This is a genomic window from Sphingobium limneticum, assembly GCF_008710155.1.
Taxonomy (GTDB): Bacteria; Pseudomonadota; Alphaproteobacteria; order Sphingomonadales; family Sphingomonadaceae; genus Sphingobium; species Sphingobium limneticum.
Genome location: NZ_VYPZ01000007.1, coordinates 168,596 through 186,843, shown reverse-complemented (window position 1 = coordinate 186,843; position 18,248 = coordinate 168,596). Strand labels below are relative to the sequence as shown.

The 18,248-nt window shown below is 64.7% G+C and carries 19 protein-coding genes; 9 read left to right on the top strand and 10 right to left on the bottom strand.

The features are described from left to right. The 3 genes from F4U94_RS11230 to F4U94_RS11220 are packed head-to-tail and all read left to right on the top strand — an operon-like array spanning position 1 to position 1,295. Positions 1–615 carry an LON peptidase substrate-binding domain-containing protein gene (locus tag F4U94_RS11230; protein ID WP_120250859.1) on the top strand — a complete coding sequence of 205 codons (615 nt, stop codon included), beginning with the start codon at positions 1–3 and terminating at the stop codon, positions 613–615. Beyond that, positions 612–806, top strand: a complete 195-nt coding sequence (locus F4U94_RS11225; RefSeq protein ID WP_120250858.1) for a Trm112 family protein — start codon at positions 612–614, stop codon at positions 804–806. Before F4U94_RS11230 ends, F4U94_RS11225 begins: the two co-directional genes overlap by 4 nt. 42 nt (positions 807–848) lie before the next feature. After that, a complete protein-coding gene (locus F4U94_RS11220; RefSeq protein WP_145986230.1) occupies positions 849–1,295 on the top strand; it encodes a hypothetical protein in 447 nt (148 codons plus the stop codon). A gap of 158 nt (positions 1,296–1,453) precedes the next feature. On the opposite strand, the gene F4U94_RS11215 is transcribed toward F4U94_RS11220, so the two are convergent. The 8 genes from F4U94_RS11215 to F4U94_RS11180 form a co-directional block, all read right to left on the bottom strand. After that, positions 1,454–1,885, bottom strand: a complete 432-nt coding sequence (locus F4U94_RS11215; protein ID WP_120250856.1) for a RidA family protein — start codon at positions 1,883–1,885, stop codon at positions 1,454–1,456. A gap of 18 nt (positions 1,886–1,903) precedes the next feature. Further along, positions 1,904–3,163: an aminotransferase class V-fold PLP-dependent enzyme gene (locus F4U94_RS11210; protein WP_120250855.1), complete on the bottom strand. Its 1,260-nt coding sequence runs from the start codon at positions 3,161–3,163 to the stop codon at positions 1,904–1,906. After that, on the bottom strand, positions 3,160–4,290 hold the full coding sequence (locus F4U94_RS11205; protein WP_120250854.1) for an aminotransferase class I/II-fold pyridoxal phosphate-dependent enzyme: 1,131 nt from the start codon (positions 4,288–4,290) through the stop codon (positions 3,160–3,162). The genes F4U94_RS11210 and F4U94_RS11205 overlap by 4 nt, the downstream gene beginning before the upstream one ends. Then, on the bottom strand, positions 4,287–4,685 hold the full coding sequence (locus F4U94_RS11200; protein WP_120250853.1) for a c-type cytochrome: 399 nt from the start codon (positions 4,683–4,685) through the stop codon (positions 4,287–4,289). The genes F4U94_RS11205 and F4U94_RS11200 overlap by 4 nt, the downstream gene beginning before the upstream one ends. After that, a complete protein-coding gene (locus F4U94_RS11195) occupies positions 4,685–6,271 on the bottom strand; it encodes a flavin monoamine oxidase family protein (protein ID WP_120250852.1) in 1,587 nt (528 codons plus the stop codon). Before F4U94_RS11195 ends, F4U94_RS11200 begins: the two co-directional genes overlap by 1 nt. Before the next feature lie 117 nt (positions 6,272–6,388). Continuing rightward, the gene (locus tag F4U94_RS11190; RefSeq protein ID WP_120250851.1) at positions 6,389–6,886 is read right to left on the bottom strand and encodes a RidA family protein; all 498 of its coding nucleotides are present in this window, start codon (positions 6,884–6,886) and stop codon (positions 6,389–6,391) included. Between the two features lie 65 nt (positions 6,887–6,951). Beyond that, positions 6,952–9,588 (bottom strand): TonB-dependent receptor plug domain-containing protein, encoded by a 2,637-nt coding sequence (locus F4U94_RS11185; protein ID WP_120250850.1) that lies wholly within the window; start codon positions 9,586–9,588, stop codon positions 6,952–6,954. A gap of 251 nt (positions 9,589–9,839) precedes the next feature. Beyond that, positions 9,840–10,433: a TlpA family protein disulfide reductase gene (locus F4U94_RS11180; protein WP_150411909.1), complete on the bottom strand. Its 594-nt coding sequence runs from the start codon at positions 10,431–10,433 to the stop codon at positions 9,840–9,842. A gap of 43 nt (positions 10,434–10,476) precedes the next feature. Here F4U94_RS11180 and argH point away from each other — a divergent pair, with 43 nt between their 5' ends. From argH to F4U94_RS11160, 4 genes are read left to right on the top strand one after another with little or no spacing between them, the layout of a single operon-like run. After that, on the top strand, positions 10,477–11,847 hold the full coding sequence (gene argH, locus F4U94_RS11175; RefSeq protein WP_120250849.1) for an argininosuccinate lyase: 1,371 nt from the start codon (positions 10,477–10,479) through the stop codon (positions 11,845–11,847). Next, complete coding sequence (locus F4U94_RS11170) at positions 11,844–12,101, top strand: hypothetical protein (protein WP_120250848.1); 258 nt, start codon at positions 11,844–11,846, stop codon at positions 12,099–12,101. The genes argH and F4U94_RS11170 overlap by 4 nt, the downstream gene beginning before the upstream one ends. Before the next feature lie 16 nt (positions 12,102–12,117). Then, positions 12,118–13,383, top strand: a complete 1,266-nt coding sequence (gene lysA / locus F4U94_RS11165) for a diaminopimelate decarboxylase (RefSeq protein WP_120250847.1) — start codon at positions 12,118–12,120, stop codon at positions 13,381–13,383. After that, positions 13,383–14,132, top strand: a complete 750-nt coding sequence (locus F4U94_RS11160; RefSeq protein WP_120250846.1) for a precorrin-2 dehydrogenase/sirohydrochlorin ferrochelatase family protein — start codon at positions 13,383–13,385, stop codon at positions 14,130–14,132. Before lysA ends, F4U94_RS11160 begins: the two co-directional genes overlap by 1 nt. On the opposite strand, the gene F4U94_RS11155 is transcribed toward F4U94_RS11160, so the two are convergent. Together F4U94_RS11155 and F4U94_RS11150 are read right to left on the bottom strand one after the other, a co-directional pair. Beyond that, positions 14,129–14,749, bottom strand: coding sequence for a response regulator transcription factor (locus F4U94_RS11155; RefSeq protein ID WP_120250845.1), 621 nt, complete (start codon positions 14,747–14,749; stop codon positions 14,129–14,131). The genes F4U94_RS11160 and F4U94_RS11155 overlap by 4 nt on opposite strands. An 88-nt stretch (positions 14,750–14,837) precedes the next feature. Then, positions 14,838–15,482, bottom strand: coding sequence for a TetR/AcrR family transcriptional regulator (locus F4U94_RS11150; RefSeq protein WP_150411908.1), 645 nt, complete (start codon positions 15,480–15,482; stop codon positions 14,838–14,840). A gap of 89 nt (positions 15,483–15,571) precedes the next feature. Between F4U94_RS11150 and F4U94_RS11145 the strand changes: the two genes are divergently transcribed. Further along, positions 15,572–17,086, top strand: coding sequence for an efflux transporter outer membrane subunit (locus F4U94_RS11145; RefSeq protein ID WP_150411907.1), 1,515 nt, complete (start codon positions 15,572–15,574; stop codon positions 17,084–17,086). Further along, complete coding sequence (locus F4U94_RS11140) at positions 17,079–18,242, top strand: EmrA/EmrK family multidrug efflux transporter periplasmic adaptor subunit (RefSeq protein ID WP_120250842.1); 1,164 nt, start codon at positions 17,079–17,081, stop codon at positions 18,240–18,242. Before F4U94_RS11145 ends, F4U94_RS11140 begins: the two co-directional genes overlap by 8 nt. Positions 18,243–18,248 lie beyond the last annotated feature (6 nt).

The following is an 18,248-nucleotide window of genomic DNA, read 5'->3' as shown; positions in this document are numbered from 1 at the left end:
ATGCCCGTCGCCCGCGTCTCCATCTTTCCTCTGTCCGGCGCACTGCTGTTGCCGGGCATGGACCTGCCGCTGCATATTTTCGAGCCGCGATATCGGGCTTTGATCCATGACGTCATGGCGCGTGACCGGCGGATCGGGATGATCCAGCCGCGCGGGGTCGGCCCGGTGCCGACCTTGTTCGATGTCGGATGCCTGGGCCATGTCAGCCAGATCGAGGCGTTGGACGACGGGCGGTTCAACATCGTGCTGACGGGCCTTGCCCGGTTCCGCGTGGTGCGGGAATTGACGGTATCCACCCAGTTCCGCCAGATCGAGGCGCATGTCGAGCAGGCGCCGCAGGAAGACGAGGTGCTGCGCGCGGTCGAGCGGGCGGCGCTGGAACAGGAATCGCGCCGCTTTGCCGACACGCTGGGCTATGTGGTGGATTGGACGGCGGTGTCGCGGCTGGACGATACGGCGCTGGTCAACGGCATCGCCCAGATCGTGCCGTTCGATCCGGCGGCCAAGCAGACATTGCTGGAGGCCGATAGCCTGTCCGAGCGGGCGGACCGGATCATCCAGTTGATGCAGATCGTCGGCCGGATAGAGCGCGATGGTAGCGCGACGATGCAATGAGCGATGTTGCCGTGAACGAAGGCGCGCCCATCGACCCTTGGCTGCTGAACAAGCTGGTCTGCCCGGTGACACGCACGCCGCTGCGCTGGGACGCGGCGCGGGGAGCGTTGTTGTCCGGCGCGGCGGGGCTGGCCTTTCCGGTGCGCGATGGCGTGCCGGTGCTGGTGGTGCGAGAGGCGCTGCCGATTTGACCGGTGCTATCGCTTGGCGTGCAGGTCTGATATCATCGGGCCATGGTTGAGAGACTGGCCTTGTCGATGTTGATGTTCCTGGCTGCGCCGGTTGTGATGGCCGCGACGCCGCCGGCCGTGCCGGCTCCTGTCGCGCCGCCTGTTGTTGCGCCGCCCGCTATCGCCCCAACCGTGTCGGACAGCAGGGGCCTGTCCTGTACTGCCGATGACCGGTCGGTGCGGGAGATCGTCATCGACTTTACCGGTGGGCGCTGGCGCGATGCCGGTGGCGACTGGAACAAGATTGCAGCGCAGGACGATGCGACCATCACGCTGGTCAAGCAGGGCGGCGGGATGATCAGCGGCATATTGAGCGATACGCGCCGGGTCGAGCGGCTGGACCGGACGACCCTGATCCTGTCGACGCAATTGCATGCCGGCCTGATCGACGAAACGCGGTCCTATCGTTGCAAGATCGTTCCGCCCTTCAACGCCAAGCGGCAGATATAGACGAATATTTCCGGCTGCCGCAGCCTATCGTCATGCCGTTGCCCTTCGGCAGGCTCGGAACAGGCTTGATCTGGCTTCTGTTTGCTTGGACCGGACTGAAGCCAAGGCAGCGGAACCCCGGATCAAGTCCGGGGTGACGACTGTGTAAAGCGCAGCGTCTATTTGAAGGCAGCGATACATTCCACTTCGAGCGGGGCGCCGAGCGCCAGGCCGTCCGCACCGAAAGCGCTGCGGGTGGGGAGGCGCTTGCCTTCGAAATAGGGGAGATAGGCGGCGTTGAAGCGCGGCCAGTCGGTCATGTCGTCCAGCATCACCGTGCATTTGACGACATGGCCATAGTCGAGGCCATTGTCCTTCAGGATCTTGCCGATAGAATCCATCGCGCCTTTGACAGCGGCGTCGAACCCTTCCTTATGCTTGTCCATCCCCTCTGGCACCTGGCCGATCTGGCCGGACATGAACAGGATATCGCCCACGCGTATCGAAGGGGAGAAGGGCAGCTTGGCGGGCAAGGGTTGGGGCGCCGCAGCGGGCTGGGCGAAGGCTGGTGTGGCGGCCAGCAACAGGGCGGTGGCGAGAAGGCGCTTCATAAGTCTCTCCGTACAGGATCAGGCGCGCGGGAGCGCGGCGAGCAGGCGGTCCACATCAGCCATATCGTTGAAGACCGAAGGGGCGATGCGGAAATGATGGTCGTGGAGTGAAATGCGGACCTGCGCCTTCGCCATAGGCTCGCTCAGACGGGCCTTGGCCTGGGGGTGCAGGGCAGTCAGGATCGGCGTCTTCGTGCCGGGCGGGGTGATGATGGTGTAGCCCTTGGCCTTTATGCCGTCGCATAACGGGGCAATCAGGCTTTGGGCGTGAGACTGGATCGCCGGGACGCCGATCGCGCCGATATAGTCGAGGCCATGGTCGATCGCCGGGATAACCGATTGCGCATAGGTGCCGGTACCGAAATGGCCAAGCGTTCCGGGGCGGACGCTGTAGCTGACCGGTGCGTTGCCCGGCGGATCCATGGGATAGATATGGGTTTCCGGCGGCGACAGGCCGATACCGGGCGGCGCGCCGGGCGCGGCGAAACCATAATAGCCGAAGTCCGCTAACGGCAAGGCATCGAGCAAGCCGCGCCGGGCGTAGAGGAAGCCCAGCCCGAAATCGCCCATCAGCCATTTATAGGTGGCGCAGGCGGCGAAATCGACGGTGCTGCCATGGAGGTCTACGGGCACGGCGCCGGCGGCATGGATGATGTCGGCATAGACCAGCGCACCGGCGGCATGGGCCAGATCGCACACGGCCTTCAGATCGTGATGGAAGCCATTATAGGTCGAGACGAGCGAGAGGCTGACCAGTTTCGTGCCCGGCGTGATGGCCTTGGCCATATCCTCCATGTGGATGCGGCCGTCGCGGGCCTGCACCCAAGCCACGTCCATGCCCTGTTTCGCCAGTTCCTGATACATGGGGAAGCCGGCGTAGAAATGCAGCGTGTCGGTGACGACGCGGCCTTTTGCGTGCGGAAAGCCGAGTGCGCGCAGGATCGCCTGTTCGCCCATGGTGGTGGATTGGACCCAGGTGACTTCGTCCGGATCGGCATTCACCAGTCGGGCGAATTTGGCGAGGGTGGCGGCGCGATCGACCGGTTTGCGCGCGGCGGCAAGAGGATCGAGCGTGCGGGCGGCGACATAGGCGTCCATCGCCGCGCGCGCGCCCAGGCTGATCGGGTGGGTGGAGGCATTGTCGAGATAGGCGATGGGGGTGGGCGCAAAACTGCTCTTGTCCGGCAGGCTGGGCGCGGTGCTGGCCGCGCGGGCGGCCTGCGCCGCCAGCGGGACGGCGATCGCCGCGCCCAGCGCCTGACGGCGAGACAGGGTCATGCCATGACCTTGGCGAAGGCGATCTTGAACGCCTGCATTTCCGCCGGGGTGCCGAAGGAGACGCGGACCCAGTCGTCCATATGTTTGCGCGGGCCGCCGATGAAGATTTTCTGCGCGGCGAGCGCCGCCGTCACCGCCGCGCCGGGGCGACCGACATGGATCATCGCGAAACTGCCTTCGCTCGGCAGATAACGGATGCCGCGCCGGTCGACCCAGGCGAAGAGATCGTCGCGCACCGCCTTGTTATAGGCCTTGCGATCCGGCAGCAATTTGGGGTCGAGCAGGCTGGCTTCGGCCGCGACGACGGCGGGCATGGGCGTGATGTTGACGCCATAATCGGCCATGCCGTCGAGCAGATCCTGCCGTCCGGCGATGAGGCCGCAGCGCAGGCCGGCCAGCCCATAGATTTTCGAGAAGGTCCGCGCGACCAGCACGTCCGCGCCCTTCGCCACCAGATCGAGGCAGGATGGTGCGTCGCTGAAATGGATATAGGCTTCGTCGATCAGCAGCACCGATCCGGCAGGTTTGTTGGCGAGCAGCCATTCGATGTCGGCGCGGGGCGTGACGAGGCCGGTCGGATTGTTGGGATTGCAGATATAATAGACGCCGGCATTGGGCGCGGCGGCGAGCATCTGGCGCAGGTCGCCGCGGAAATCGCCCGACAATGGGATTGGGACGGCGCCGGTGACGACCTTGTTCCCCTTGCCCACGAATCCGCTGTCGAACGTCGGTTCGAAAAAGGCGATCGGCCGGTCCTGCGACGAATAGGTCAGGGCCACTGAACGCAGCGTCATGAAGGAGCCGGGATGGACCTGCACCTCCTCCGGCTTCAGGCCATTCTGCCGGGCGAGCAGCCGTTCCAGCTGCGCGGCGAAGGCCATGCCATAGCGGCCGGACAGCCTGTCGAGGCCGCTCAATGCTTCCAATGCGGCGGAGCAGGGGCCGAGCGGATTTTCGTTGCTGTTGATATAGACCGCGTCGGTCAGCGTCGCCACCATGGCGGCTGGATCGTCGGGCAGGGCGACCTTTCGCCCGCGCTGGGCAAGGGCGGGGGCGGCGCTGGCCGCACCAGCAGCGGCGATCGCGCCACGCATGAGCATGCGGCGGGAAAGGCTGGCGCCGGTCATTCTTCGCTTCCCTGTGCGGCGATGCGCTTCACATCGATTTCGCTGACGGGTTCGGGATAGCTGTTGTCGAAATGGGTGCGGACATAGCCGACGACCGATGCGACCTGCGCCGGGGTGAGCATTTCGGAGAACCAGGGCATGCCGCCCTGGCCCTTCATGACCACGGTGATCGGATAATTGGCGTCGGCCAGCTTGGCATTATGGGCCAGCGCCGGAACGGTGCCGTCGGGCGAACCCTGCGCCTTGTCCAGATGGCAGGCGGCGCAGATCTGATTATAGACCTGCTCGCCATCCGGCAGGGCGATCTTGACCGGGCGGCCGCCGGGCGAATCCGCCATGGCGGGCGCGGCGGCCAGCGCAGTGAGCGCGGCCAGGCGCAGCAGGGGGCCACGCATCAGGCGGCCTGCGCTCGTTCGTGAATCTGGGTGATGGCGTCGATACCCGACAGGATCGACCCTTCCATCCAGCCGCCATAATAGCTGGCATGTTCGCCGGCCAGAACCACCCGGTTATCGAGCGTGACGAGATTTTTATAATGCGCCTTGCGGTTCTCATCGCTCCAGGCGGAGGTGCAGCCCAGGATCCAGGGCACGCGGCTCCAGGGCACGGACACGCCGTTCAGATATTCCTTGCGATATTGGGGATGGAAGACTTCGCCCTGTTTCAATGCGGTTTCGATACGCTGTTGCGGCGTCATGCTGGCCAGCTGGAAGCCGGCCAGGTCGCGGGCGAAGGCACCCAGCAGCACGGCTGGCCCTTGCCCGAACATCTTGTCATTGGGGTAGGATAGCTGGGTAATGGTCTGGTCGGTGAAGCTGTGACCGCCGTAGATATTGTCGTCTTCTTCCCAGAAGCGACGCTTGAATTCCATGCCGATCTTTACATGGCCGCCATAGGGCACGGCCTTCATCGCGGCTTTCAGTGCCGGGGATACCTGCATATCGACCTGGCTGATGATCGACAGCGGGATGGTGCAGACGCACCAGTCGGCGCTGACATCGTGCATCTGGCCGGTGGCGACATCCTTGTAGCTGACGGTCACGCCCTTGTCCGATTGGGCGACCTTCGTGGCCTTGGCGTTATAGGTGACGATCTTGCCGATCTTCCTGGCGAAGGCCTTGCCGATCATGTCCATGCCGCCGACCGGCTGGAACATGGTCGTTTGCATGACATAGCTGAAATAGAAGGACATGGCGGTCCAGACCTGCGGGTCGAGCACATCCTGCAGCTTGGCGATCTGCGAGGGGGTGGGTGCGCCGTTGCGGCCACCACCGGGCGCCTGATCATAGCCGCGTTGGGCGGATACTTTGAGGCTGCTGGTATAGGCCAGATTCTTGTCCAGCACGCCCCAGCCGCGCAGCGCCTCCATCAGCTTTTCCTGATCTTGCGCGGTCAGCTTGTCGTCCAGCGCCTTGGCACTGATCGCCTTGGCCAGCAGTTCGGACGTGTGGCCCTTAAAGTCGGTCGCGACCTCCTTGTAGCGCATCGGCTTGCCGCCGAAGGCCTCGGTCGAATGGATGAAGCCATTATGGTTGAGCTGGATGAAGGGCTCCAGCGCGACGCCGAACTGACGGCAATAATGGAGCAGCGCCTTGTGATGGTGCGGGATGCGCCAGGGACCGGGATTGATGTAGTTGCCGGCCGCGAACTGCACCTTCTGCACCGTGCCGTCGCTTTCGGTGAATGTATCGCCACCGCGCAGCGAATAGTTGCGGCCGCCGGGGCGATCTTGAAATTCCAGGATCTTGACCGCATAGCCCGCCTTTTGCAGCTCAAAGGCGGCTGCCATGCCGGCAAGGCCCGCGCCCAGGATGACGACCGAGGCACCCGGCTTCGCGCCGCTCAGCACCGGAGGCCCGCTGAACTGGGTTTCGGCGGCGTGACCCAGCGCGGTCATCGCCTGATACATGGCCGCGGCGCCACCGACCTTGCCGATCATGGTCAAAAGGTCACGGCGGCTGGGTGCTGTAGAATCTGTCATGCTGGCTTCCCGTCTGGACGGGCGAGTGTGGTGCGGCAGGGGTCTCGCCCCCAATTCCCTGCCGTTATATCCCCTGCCTTATGTCGAATCTCTTGTCCGTGGTGCGACCCGAACGGCTCAGGGCGCCTTGGCCGCGATGCCCTCTATCTCGATCAATTGCTGCGGCCGTGCGAGCGCTGTGATCTGGAAGGCGGAGCGGGTCGGCAGGTTGGGTTGGTCGGCGGTACCGAAGAATTTCTTATAGGCGCGGGTCAGGCCGTCGCGGTCCATCTTGCCGCCATTTTTGGGATCACCGACGAGGAAGACGGTGAGCTTCACCATGTCGCTCATGGTCAGGCCCATTTCGGCCAGTTGCGCCTTCATCTTGGTGAAGATGGACAGGGCCTGCGCTTCGGTATCGCCATAGGCGTCCGCGCTGTCGGTGTCGGCGGGATTGATCGGCGCGGCGGTGGCGCCGGAGAGATAGTAGAAGGTGCTGCCGGGCGGTACGATCGCAGCGCTGGCGATCATGGCGCGGGGCGCCTGCTTATGTTCGACGGTGGCGGCCGAAGCCGATCCCACGGCCGATCCGGTGGCCATGGCGGCCAGAAGAAAAGCGGTAATCGCTGCTTTCATGACAATCCCCTCTGTAAGTGCGAAGGGCCGGTCCTTGCCGGACCGGCCCTTGCCTGTGACTTCGATCAGAATTTGAAGTCGATACGAGCGTAATAATAGCCGCCCGAGGTGCTGTAGGCGCTGTGGCCATAGGAGGCGCTGTAGGAGCCGGAGCCGTTTTCGTAGGGCGATACGCCGGTCGGAACGACTACGCCCTTGAGCAGCTTGGGGATTTCCGGCTTCTTGTTGAACAGATTGTTGGCGCCCAGCGAGAAGGTGACATTGTCGGTGAAGTCGTAATTCACCTCCAGGTCGGTGATCGCCGCTGCCTTGGCCACGCCGTTGAAGTAGAGCTGGTTGGCGTTCACGCCGTTGACCACCGCACCGTCGGCGATCAGGAAACCGCCGTCCGGGATGATGACCGACCCGGCAGCGGAGGAGGTGAAGGCCGGACGCACCAGCACGCTGGTCTTGCCATAGAAGGTTTCGCGCAGGTTGAGGCCGAAACGACCGCTCTTGAACAGCGCGTTGGCGACGACCTTATAGTCCGGGTTGGCACGTTCGATATTGCTTTCCGATGCTGCGTTGAACAGCGGATAGCCCAGCTTGTTGTTGGTGATCTTCGTCTTGTTATAGTTGGCGGTCAGCGACAGGTTCAAGGAACCGAAGTCCAGCGCGACCGGATAGCTGGCCGAGAAGTCGATACCCCAGGTGCGGGTGTCGACGCCGTTGGTGAAGCTCTGCACGCCGATGGTGCCGCTGGTGAACAGCGCGCTGTCCAGCACGATGCCCGCAGCGCTCAGGGCGTTCAGGATATCTGCGCCGCCGGGCTGTGCTACGCCGTTGAGGACGGCGTTGCGTGCGGCGGTGCCGGTGATGCGATCCTTGATCTTGATCAGATAGCCATCGACCGTGATCGCCAGCTTGTTGACCGGGCGAACCACGAAGCCGGCCGAGAAATTCTTCGACTTTTCCGGTCCGAGCGGACCGAAGCCCAGCAACGCGGCGGCAGGGGTGCCGGCGGGCAGCTGTGCGACGGCGCTGGTCGGGCCGACGTTGATGGTCGAATATTTCTGTTCCTGCAGCGTGGGCGCACGGAAGCCCGTGCTGGCGGTGCCACGGATGGCGAAGGCATCCGAGAAGTCGTAGCGGGTGGTGATCTTGCCGATCAGCGTATCGCCGAAATCGGTATAATCTTCGTACCGGCCCGCAAGGTCGACGCTCCAGCCGTCGGTCGGCTTGGCGATCAGGTTGATATAGCCTGCCTTGGAACTGCGATCGAACTTGCCTGCGTCGCTCGCCTTGTAACCGGGGAAGGACTGAACGCCGGTCTTGTAGGTCGAGATGGAATCACCGGCGATGATTTCATATTCGTCCTTGCGATATTCGCCACCGAAGGCGAGCGTGATCGGGCTGGCCAGACCCGCTTCGAATTCCTTGCGGATGTCGGTGGTCAGCGTGGTCTGGGCCAGCTTGAACCCGCCGTCATAGGCGCTGCTGGGCGTGTTGGCGACGCCGACGCCGCGCAGCTGGTTCTGGTAGCTTTCCTGCCAGATTTCGCGATGGGCCGAGGCTTCGGTCCAGATGTCGTCCTTTTGCGAGCCATAGGTGCCGCTAACGTCGTAGTTCCAGCCGCCGCCGAATTCGCCCTTGGCGCCGACGGTGACGCTATATTCATTTTCGATCACATGCTGCAGCGGCACCATGCCGACCACGCCGGTATTGCCGTAACAGATGTTGGGGTTGTAAGCTGCGGCCGTTACGTTGCCGCCGGTGTTGCCGGCTTCGTAGCAGATACGCTTGGGATGGCGGTAGCCCTGCTTGGCCCAGCCTTCGCGGCGGCTATAGTCGCCGAAGCTGTAGAGTTCGACGCCGCCGAAATCATAGCCCATATTGTAGAAAGCGACGTTGAGGTTGGTCTTGGGCTGGCCACCGTTGATGCCCGACAGCGCGTCGCCGGCGAGGTTGGACCATTGGGCCGGTGCGTTGGGCTGAAGCGTGCCGTCCTGCTTGGTGACGAGCACCTGGCCCTTGCCGACGGTGGTATAATCCTGGCGGCGATGGAACAGGGTCAGGTTGAAATAGCCGTCCTCGCCCAGTTTGAAGCCGACATTGCCCGAAGCGGAGAAAAGTTCGCCTTCGCTGTCATAATATTGACCGCCGGTAACCTTGAACGACCCGCCTTCATTATTATCCTTGAGGATGAAGTTGAGGACGCCCGCGATCGCATCCGTGCCGTAGACGGCCGCTGCGCCTTCCTGCAGCACTTCGACGCGCGAGATGGCGTCGGGCGGGATGACGTCGATGCTGGGTGCGGCCGAACCCTGGAACGCGCCGGAAATCACCTGAAGAATGGCGTTGCCGTGGCGGCGCTTGCCATTGACCAGGACCAGCGTGTGGTTGGGGCTGAGGCCGCGAAGACGGGCCGACAGCGAGAAGCTGGAAAGATCGGTACCCTGCGTCTGGGCGGTGAAGCCCGGCACCATTTGCGTGAGAACCTGGTTGAGGTTCGGCTGGCCGACATGGCTGATGGCTTCTTCGCCCAGCACCTGGACCGGTGCGGCGGACTCGGCAGCGGAAATGCCAACGGCGCGCGTGCCCGTGACGATGATGTCGCCACCCTGATCGGCCTGCGGTTCCTGCGACGCTTCTTGTGCAAGCGCACAGGCGGACCAGGACGATGCGAGGATAAGTGAAAGCTTGAGTGCGGACAGTCGTGTCATTCATGCCCCCTGTTTATGCATTATAGATGACAAGGGGGACGACGGACGGGTTGGTGAAATCCTCTACTGCACCGCAAAAAAATGAATTAAAAACGCAATATTTCTCTATTGTTTCCTATAAATAGCCGATCAGCATATTGGTTGTGTACCAAATGGTGCAACTGATGATTATATTTACGCGCCATGCCATTTTGCAATCGCCTGGCATGGCGGGTTTTTGATCTTCGTTCGTCTTACTGTCTCTTTGCCATTCAGGATTTTATCGCGGCGTCGATCAGCGCCTTCGCCTCAGCGCCTTCCCAATCCATCGCGCCGATCACGCGCACCATTTCCTTGCCCTGCGCGTCATAGATGACGGTGGTGGGGAGGAGGCCGGTGGCATAATGGAAGCCCAGATGGTTTTCCGGATCGGCCCAGCCCTTGAGATGGGGCAGCGGATGTTTTTCGAAGAAGGGCTTGGCGGCCTTTAGCCCCTGATTATCCTGCGAGATGGTAAGGACGGTCAGCCCCTTGGGACCATAGGTCGCGGCAATCCTGTCCAGCGTCGGCATTTCCGCGATGCAGGGCGCGCACCAGGTCGCCCAGAGATTGACGATCAGCGGCTTGCCGGCGAAATCCTTCAGCGTCTTTTTGCCGCCATCGGGGTCGAGAAAGGCGAAATCGGGGGCAGGGGTGCCCGCCTTGCTGCGGTCGAGCCGGTAGTCGAACGTGCCGTCCTTCGACCCTATGCCCTTCACTTCTTCCGATGAGGTCGCAACCTCGCCACTGATGGCTGCATTGGCTTGCTCCTTTGGCGGCGATTGCCTATCGCAGGCCGCCAGAGCGGCAGGCAGGAGCAGTATCATTAGCGCGCGTGAAGAAGAGATCACTGGGAAGGGCTCCAACAGCATGTGGGGCGGCCGGTTCGCCGCCGGCCCGGCTTCTATAATGCGTGAGATAAATGCCTCCATCCCCTTCGACAAGCGATTGTGGAAACAGGATATCGCAGGGTCCAAGGCGCATGTCGCGATGCTGGCCAAGCAGGGCATCGTTTCGCAGCAGGATGCCGATGCGATTTCCGCGGGACTCGACACGATCGCGGCCGAATATGAAGCCCATGGCGTGCCGGTCGATCTGGACCTGGAAGACATCCACATGGTCACCGAGTCGCGGCTGGCCGAGCTGATCGGCCCGGCGGCCGGGCGCCTGCACACCGCGCGCAGCCGCAACGATCAGGTGGCGACCGATTTCCGCCTGTGGGTGCGCGATGCCATCGACGAGGTCGAGGCCGGGCTGCTCGGCCTTCAGCGCGCGCTGGTGGCGCGGGCGGAAGACAATGCCGATGCGGTGATGCCGGGCTTTACCCATCTCCAGTCCGCGCAGCCGGTGACGCTGGGCCATCATCTGATGGCCTATTATGAAATGGTGCGGCGCGACCGCAGCCGCTTTGCCGACGCGCGGGCGCGGGCGGACGAATGCCCGCTGGGCGCGGCCGCGCTGGCCGGGACCGGATTTCCGACCGATCGCCATATGACGGCGGCGGCTCTGGGCTTTGCCAAGCCGACCGACAACAGCCTGGACAGCGTCAGCGACCGCGACTTCGCGCTCGATTATCTGATGGCGGCGACGCAGGCGTCGCTGCACCTGTCGCGGCTGGCGGAAGAGTTCATCATCTGGGCGAGCCAGCCCTTCGGTTTCGTCAAATTGCCCGACGCCTATTCGACCGGCAGCTCGATCATGCCGCAGAAGCGCAATCCCGATGCTGCCGAACTGGTGCGCGGCCATGCCGGGCGGATCATGGGCTGCATGACCGCTTTGTGCGTGACGATGAAGGGCCTGCCGCTCGCTTATTCCAAGGATATGCAGGACGACAAGCCGCCGGTGTTCGAGGCGCACGACCTGCTGGGCCTGTCGATCGCGGCGATGACCGGCATGATCGAGACGGTGACGTTCCGCACCGACCGGATGCGCGGGCTGGCCGAAAGCGGCTTTGCGACCGCGACGGACCTGGCCGACTGGCTGGTGCGCGAGGGCGGCATTCCGTTCCGCGAGGCGCATCATATCACCGGGCGCGCGGTGGCGGCGGCGGAAGCGGCGGCGGTGCCGCTGGACCAGTTGCCGCTGGAGACGCTGAAGGACATCGACGCGCGGATCGACGATCGCATCTATGCGGTGTTGACGGTGGACGCTTCGGTCGCCAGCCGGCAAAGCCATGGCGGTACGGCGCCTGCTCAGGTGCGGGCGCGGATCGCCGACGCGAAGAAGGAATTGGGATCATGAAGACGCAGGCGCTGGTCGGGCTGGGATTGATGGCGGTGGCGCTGACCGCCTGTGGCGGGCGTCAGCCATTAAAACCGGTCAAGGGCCAGAGCCTGCCCGCCGTGCCGGTGGGCGCCGCGACCGCGCCGACCGCTGCGCAACTGATGCAGCCGTCCATTCAGGCACGGCCGGAGCGCAACGTGGAATTGCTGACCCAGTCCCGCAAGCGCGGCGACGATCCGTTCGACCTGCCGCCTGAAAAGCAGCCGCAATAAGCCAGGAATAGCGACTTTGGACCATTTTGATTATGTGAACGGCGCCATGCAGGTGGAGCAGGTGCCGCTGGACGCTATCGCCGATGCGGTCGGTACGCCCGTCTATGTCTATTCGACCGCGACGCTGGAGCGCCATGTCAGCGTGTTCCGCGAAGGGCTGAGTGCGCTCGACAATCCGCTGATCGCCTTTGCGGTGAAGGCCAATCCCAATGGCGCGGTGCTGGCGACGTTGGCGAAGCTGGGGCTGGGCGCGGATGTGGTGTCGGGCGGCGAATTGCTGCGCGCGATCGCGGCGGGCATCCCGGCTGATCGCATCGTCTTTTCCGGCGTCGGCAAGACGGCCGAGGAAATGCGGCTGGCGCTGGACGAGGGCATTTACCAGTTCAATCTGGAAAGCGAGCCGGAAGCGGAAATGCTGTCGCAGGTCGCGCTGTCCATGGGCAAGCGCGCGCCGGTCGCCTATCGCATCAACCCCGATGTGGACGCCGGCACCCATGCCAAGATTTCGACCGGCAAGTCGGAAAACAAGTTCGGCATTCCCTATGACCGGGCGCTGGAAAGCTACGCGGCGGCGCGCGATCTGCCAGGCCTGGATGTGCAGGGCGTGGCCGTGCATATCGGCAGCCAGCTCACCGATCTGGCTCCGCTGGAGGCGGCGTTCACCAAGGTCGGCGTGCTGGTCGAGGCGTTGCGCGCGGCGGGGCATGACATTCGCACCGCCGATCTGGGCGGTGGCCTGGGCGTGCCTTATGACCCGTCCCAGCCTTTGCCGCCCAGCCCTGCCGACTATGGCGCGATGGTGTGCCGGGTGACGCAGGGCTGGCCGGTGCGCCTGATGTTCGAGCCGGGCCGGGTGATCGTGGGCAATGCGGGCGCGCTGCTGTCGCGCGTGGTGCGGGTGAAGCAAGGCGCGCAGGCGCCCTTCGTGATCGTCGATGCGGCGATGAACGACCTGATGCGTCCCAGCCTGTATGACGCATGGCATGATATCCGGGCGGTAAAGCCGACCGGTGTGCGCGAAACCGCCAATGTCGTGGGGCCGGTGTGCGAGACGGGCGATACCTTCGCCATGCACCGCGACATGGATGTGGTGCAGGCCGGCGATCTGGTCGCCTTCATGACGGCGGGCGCCTATGGCGCGACCATGGCGGGCACCTATAACAGCCGGCCGCTGACGCCCGAAGTGCTGGTGTCGGGCGACAAATGGGCGGTGGTGCGCGAGCGGCCGCCACTTGAAGCGCTGATCGCGGCGGATATCATTCCCGACTGGGTCGGTAACTGATGCAGAGCCTGCCCGTCTTCCTGGCGTTGACGGGCCGGCCGGTCATCCTGACCGGCGAGGGCGAGGCGGCCGAGGCCAAGCGCCGCCTGCTGGAGCGGGCCGGCGCGATCGTCGTGGGCGAAGAGGATGCGGATGCCCGGATCGCGATCGTGGCGGATGGCGACGAGGCGACCGTGGCGCGGTTGAAGGCGCGCGGCCTACTGGTCAATGCGACTGACCGGCCGGCGCTGTGCGACTTCACCCTGCCGGCGATCGTGGATCGCGATCCGGTGCTGATCGCCATCGGTACGGGCGGGGCGTCGGCCGGGCTGGCGGCGGCACTGCGGCAGCGGCTGGAAGCGTTGTTGCCGGCCCATCTGGGCGATCTGGCGCGCGCGCTGTTTGCGGCGCGGGGCGCATTGCGGCGGCTATGGCCCGATTCGGCGCAGCGGCGGCAGGCCATCGGCAAGGGGCTGGCGCCGGGCGGGGCGATCGACCCGCTGGGGTTTGATCCTGATGTGGACTTCTGGTTGTCGGAAGCGCCGGACGCGATGGTCGGCGAACTTTATGTCCTGCGGCTACGGACGGACGATCCGGATGACCTGACGCTGCGCGACGCGCGAATGCTGGCGCAGGCGGATCGGGTCTATCATGCGGCGGATGTGCCGGTGGCGATCCTGGACCGGGCGCGGGCGGATGCGGTGCGGATCGTGGCGGAGGGGCTTCCGACGGAAAAAGGCGAAGGGCTGACCGTCTGGGTCGGGATTTAACCCTGCGCCGCCTGTAGCCGTTCGACCTCGTCATGTAGCGCCTGAATCGAGGAGACGAGGCGGGCGCGGTCGATCTGCATTTCGCGCAGCGCTTCGCGGGTTTCGCCCAGTTCCACCGCGCGCCGGGCGATGCGGGCGTCCAGCTCGGCATTGTGGCGGGCGAGCGCCCCGACCTGCTCGGCGCGCTGGCACAAATGGCGCAGGCGCGCATCCAGCACATCGAAGTCGAAAGGCTTTACGACATGATCGTCGGCGCCGGCATCCAGCGCCTCGACGATGGACTGGCTGTCGAGGCGACCGGCGATCATCACGAAACAGGCATTGCCGGCCAGATTGGCGGCGCGGATCTTCTGCATCAGGGCGACGGCGGGCAGCATCGTCAGGCTGGTGTCGATCAGGATGATGTCGACCGGGCGGGTGACGAGCAGGTTGAGGGCGATGAAGCCGTTTTCGGCCAGCACCACATCATAGTTGAGGTGCGACAGGCGGCGGGCGGCGACGGCGCGCGCGGTCGGATTTTCATCGACCAGCAGTAGGCGCAGCCGGCGTTGCGGGCGCGACTCGTTGAGCCTGTCCAGTTCTGCGTGACGGATGCGGTTGCGCTTGAAGAGTGCCATGTCGTCCCACTTTCGCCAGCCGATACGCACCGGCCATGGTGGTGCAGGATAGGAAGCGCGCCCGAAGAAATGGTTAACGCAGCGGCGATCAGGCCGGGACGGCGTAGGCGCGCAGGAAGATGTCGACGGCGAAGGCCGCGTCGGCAGCGATCTCGTTGGGTGCGGGATATTCGATCCGGCCGATCAGCATCTGCTGGTGGCATCCGGACAGAGAAAGAGACAGCAATGCGCGGGCGGCGTCGATCGGGTCGCCCTTGCGAATCTGGCCCCGCTCCATTGCGCCTTGCAGGAAGTCCGCCAGCAGCAGGCGAGTATTTTGCGGCGCCAGATCGTAGAATATCTGGCCGAGTTCGGGAAAACGGCGGCTTTCCGATATGATGAGCCGATGCAGCGCGCCGGCCTCCGTCGACGTTACCTTCTGGATCAGGCTGAAACAGACGGTCCTGAGCGTCTCCTCCAGCGGCCCTTCCGGATCGAGCAATTGCGACAAGCGCGCGCGATAGGCGCGGGCCACCCGGTCGAGTACGGCGGCGAACAATTCTTCCTTCGACGGGAAGTGGTTCCACAACGTGCCCTTCGACCCGCCAAGCTCGGCAGCGATGCCCGACATGGTGGTGCCGGCAAAGCCATGTTTGAGGAAATAGCCCTGCGCCACGGTCAGGATCGCGTCGCGGCGATCCATGCGGCGGATTTCCCTTTTGCTGGGTGTAAGAGGGCAGGCAGGCTGTGTCATCAAATCGTACCATAGAGTACGCTATTTATGTTGACAAGGCCAAGCGCGAGGCGCAATGGCGATATTCATACTGGATGGTACGGTTAGATATGCCCGTGAGTCGCATTGCCAAAGTCGCCCGCGTCGGCGGTATGGCCTCTTCCCTTATGCTGCTGGCCGCCTGCGCCGCAGTCCCCGATCTGGGTGCCAAGCCCGAACTGCGCGCACCCGCCAGCGTGGCGGCGGAGCGCAGCCTGGCGGCCGCGCCGGTCGCCTGGCCGGGCGATGGCTGGTGGACGGCCTATGGCGATCCGCAGCTGGATCAGCTGATGGCAGAAGGATTGCGATCGTCGCCGGACGTCGCGGCGGCCAGCGCGCGGTTCCGCAAGGCGGCCGGCATGGCGCAGCAGGCGGGCGCCGCGCTGTTGCCGTCGGTCGATCTGGAGGCGAGTGGCGCCGCGACCAAGCAAAGCTATAATATGGGCATGCCCAAGGCGTTCGTGCCGCAAGGTTGGCTGGGCACCGGGCGCGCCGCGCTGGACCTGGGCTTCGACCTCGATCTGTGGGGCAGGAACAAGGCGGCACTGGCCGCCGCCACGTCGGAAACGCGCGCGGCGCAGATCGATGCGCAGCAGGCGCGGCTGGCGCTGACCACCGGCATTGCCGACGCCTATGCCGATCTGGCGCGGCTGCATGACGAGGCGGATATCGCGCAGCAGACGCTGGACATCCGCATGGCGAGCCAGAAGCTGGCCGCCGACCGGCAGCGCAACGGGCTGGATACGCGCGGCAGCGTGCGCCAGGCAGACGCCACCGTGTCGTCGGCCCGGGCGCAACTGGCGGCCGCCACTATGGCGATCGAAATACGGCAGCATCAGATCGCGGCGCTGATCGGCGCCGGGCCGGATCGTGGCCTGTCGATCAGCCGGCCCAAGGTTGGCGCGCTGGCGCCGCTGGGCCTGCCTGCCGACGTCACCACCAATCTGATCGCCCGTCGCCCCGACATCGCCGCCGCGCTGGCCCGTGCCGAAGCGGCAGCCAAGCGGATCAAGGTGGCGCGCGCCGATTTCTTCCCGGCGCTTCGCCTGTCCGCCCTGGTCGGTTTCCAGTCGCTGGGCTATGACACCGTCTTCAACGGCACGTCGGCCACCGGCACGCGCAAACCCTTCATCGACAGCCTGTTCGACAAGGGATCTCTGTTCGGCAATGTCGGCCCGGCGATCAGCCTGCCGATCTTCCACGGCGGGGCGTTGCAGGGCCAGTATCGCGGCGCGCGGGCAACCTATGACGAGGCGGTCGCATCCTATGACAAGACCGTCCTCGCCGCCTATCAGGAGGTCGCCGATGCGGTGACCACGCGCAAGACGCTGGACCAGCGACTGGTCGATGCGCGCGCGGCGGTCGCCGCGTCGCAGGACGCCTATGGCATTGCGCAGAAACGCTACAAGGGTGGCCTTTCCACCTATCTCGACGTGCTGAATGTCGAGGATCAATTGCTGGGCGCGCGCCAGTCCCTCGCCGGGCTGGAGGCGAGCGCCTTCTCCACCGATATTGCCCTCATCCGTGCGCTGGGCGGCGGTTTTGCCGCCAGCGACTTCCAGTCCAAGGATCGTCCCAATGGCTGATGCCACGCCCGAAACCCCAGCACCGGACAATGGCGCGCCGGACAATGATGCGCAGCAGGATGCCCGCCAGTCGGCGCGCAAGACATGGCTGATCCGGCTGGGCCTGATCGTCGTCGTGGGCGGCGTGTTGTGGGCCGGCTGGTATCTGCTGGTCGGACGCAATCATGTCGCGACCGACAATGCCTATGTGAACGCCGAAATGGCGCAGGTCACGCCGCTGTTGTCGGCGCAGGCGACCGAGGTTCTGGTCAGCGATACGCAGGCCGTGAAGCGCGGCGACATATTGGTGAAGCTGGACCCGACCGACGCGAAGATCGCGGTGGCGCAGGCGCAAGCGGATCTGGCCGAAGCCAAGCGCAAGTTCCGCCAGACCAGCGCGACCAGCACATCGCTGGCGGCGCAGGTGGATGCGCGTGGCGCGGACATCGTGCAGGCGCGCGCGCAGCTGACGAGCGCGCAGGCCGATTTCGACAAGGCGCGGATCGACCTGCAACGGCGCGAGGCGCTGGTGGGTGACGGCGCGGTGTCGGGCGACGAAGTGACCAGCGCGCGCAAGGCCTATGTATCCGCCCGCGCGGCACTGGAGCTGGCGCGTGCCGGGGTGCAGACGGCGCAGGCGACGCGTGGCGCGGCGAGCGGCCAGCTGGCGGCCAACGACGCGCTGGTGCGTGGATCGACGATCGACACGGACCCGGCGGTGATGGCGGCGCAGGCCAAGCTGGATACGGCGAAGCTGAACCTCGATCGCTCCGTCATCCGCGCGCCGATCGACGGCGTCATCAGCAAGCGGCAGGTGCAGGTCGGCCAGCGCGTGGCGCAGGGCAGCCCGATCATGAGCATCGTGCCGCTGACCCAGGTCTATGTCGATGCGAACTTCAAGGAACGCCAGTTGCGCGACGTGAAGGTCGGCATGCCCGCCACGGTGACGTCCGACCTTTATGGCAGCAACGTCGTCTATCATGGCAAGGTCGTCGGTTTTTCGGGCGGCACGGGTGCGTCCATGTCGCTGATCCCGGCGCAGAATGCGACCGGCAACTGGATCAAGGTGGTGCAGCGCCTGCCGCTGCGCATCGCGCTCGACCCCAAGGAACTGGCGGCGCATCCGTTGCGCGTGGGCCTGTCCATGGATGTCGAGATCGACCTTTCCGACAAATAAGGACGC

Bases quoted from the DNA above. Each gene is read 5' to 3' on its own strand.
- F4U94_RS11200 (WP_120250853.1), bottom strand. From the start codon at position 4,685: ATGCGTGGCCCCCTGCTGCGCCTGGCCGCGCTCACTGCGCTGGCCGCC.
- F4U94_RS11220 (WP_145986230.1), top strand. From the start codon at position 849: ATGGTTGAGAGACTGGCCTTGTCGATGTTGATGTTCCTGGCTGCGCCG.
- F4U94_RS11205 (WP_120250854.1), bottom strand. From the start codon at position 4,290: ATGACCGGCGCCAGCCTTTCCCGCCGCATGCTCATGCGTGGCGCGATC.
- F4U94_RS11230 (WP_120250859.1), top strand. From the start codon at position 1: ATGCCCGTCGCCCGCGTCTCCATCTTTCCTCTGTCCGGCGCACTGCTG.
- F4U94_RS11180 (WP_150411909.1), bottom strand. From the start codon at position 10,433: ATGATACTGCTCCTGCCTGCCGCTCTGGCGGCCTGCGATAGGCAATCG.
- F4U94_RS11225 (WP_120250858.1), top strand. From the start codon at position 612: ATGAGCGATGTTGCCGTGAACGAAGGCGCGCCCATCGACCCTTGGCTG.
- F4U94_RS11160 (WP_120250846.1), top strand. From the start codon at position 13,383: ATGCAGAGCCTGCCCGTCTTCCTGGCGTTGACGGGCCGGCCGGTCATC.
- F4U94_RS11150 (WP_150411908.1), bottom strand. From the start codon at position 15,482: ATGACACAGCCTGCCTGCCCTCTTACACCCAGCAAAAGGGAAATCCGC.
- F4U94_RS11145 (WP_150411907.1), top strand. From the start codon at position 15,572: ATGCCCGTGAGTCGCATTGCCAAAGTCGCCCGCGTCGGCGGTATGGCC.
- F4U94_RS11195 (WP_120250852.1), bottom strand. From the start codon at position 6,271: ATGACAGATTCTACAGCACCCAGCCGCCGTGACCTTTTGACCATGATC.
- argH (WP_120250849.1), top strand. From the start codon at position 10,477: ATGTGGGGCGGCCGGTTCGCCGCCGGCCCGGCTTCTATAATGCGTGAG.
- F4U94_RS11210 (WP_120250855.1), bottom strand. From the start codon at position 3,163: ATGACCCTGTCTCGCCGTCAGGCGCTGGGCGCGGCGATCGCCGTCCCG.
- F4U94_RS11170 (WP_120250848.1), top strand. From the start codon at position 11,844: ATGAAGACGCAGGCGCTGGTCGGGCTGGGATTGATGGCGGTGGCGCTG.
- F4U94_RS11140 (WP_120250842.1), top strand. From the start codon at position 17,079: ATGGCTGATGCCACGCCCGAAACCCCAGCACCGGACAATGGCGCGCCG.
- F4U94_RS11185 (WP_120250850.1), bottom strand. From the start codon at position 9,588: ATGACACGACTGTCCGCACTCAAGCTTTCACTTATCCTCGCATCGTCC.
- F4U94_RS11190 (WP_120250851.1), bottom strand. From the start codon at position 6,886: ATGAAAGCAGCGATTACCGCTTTTCTTCTGGCCGCCATGGCCACCGGA.
- F4U94_RS11155 (WP_120250845.1), bottom strand. From the start codon at position 14,749: ATGGCACTCTTCAAGCGCAACCGCATCCGTCACGCAGAACTGGACAGG.
- F4U94_RS11215 (WP_120250856.1), bottom strand. From the start codon at position 1,885: ATGAAGCGCCTTCTCGCCACCGCCCTGTTGCTGGCCGCCACACCAGCC.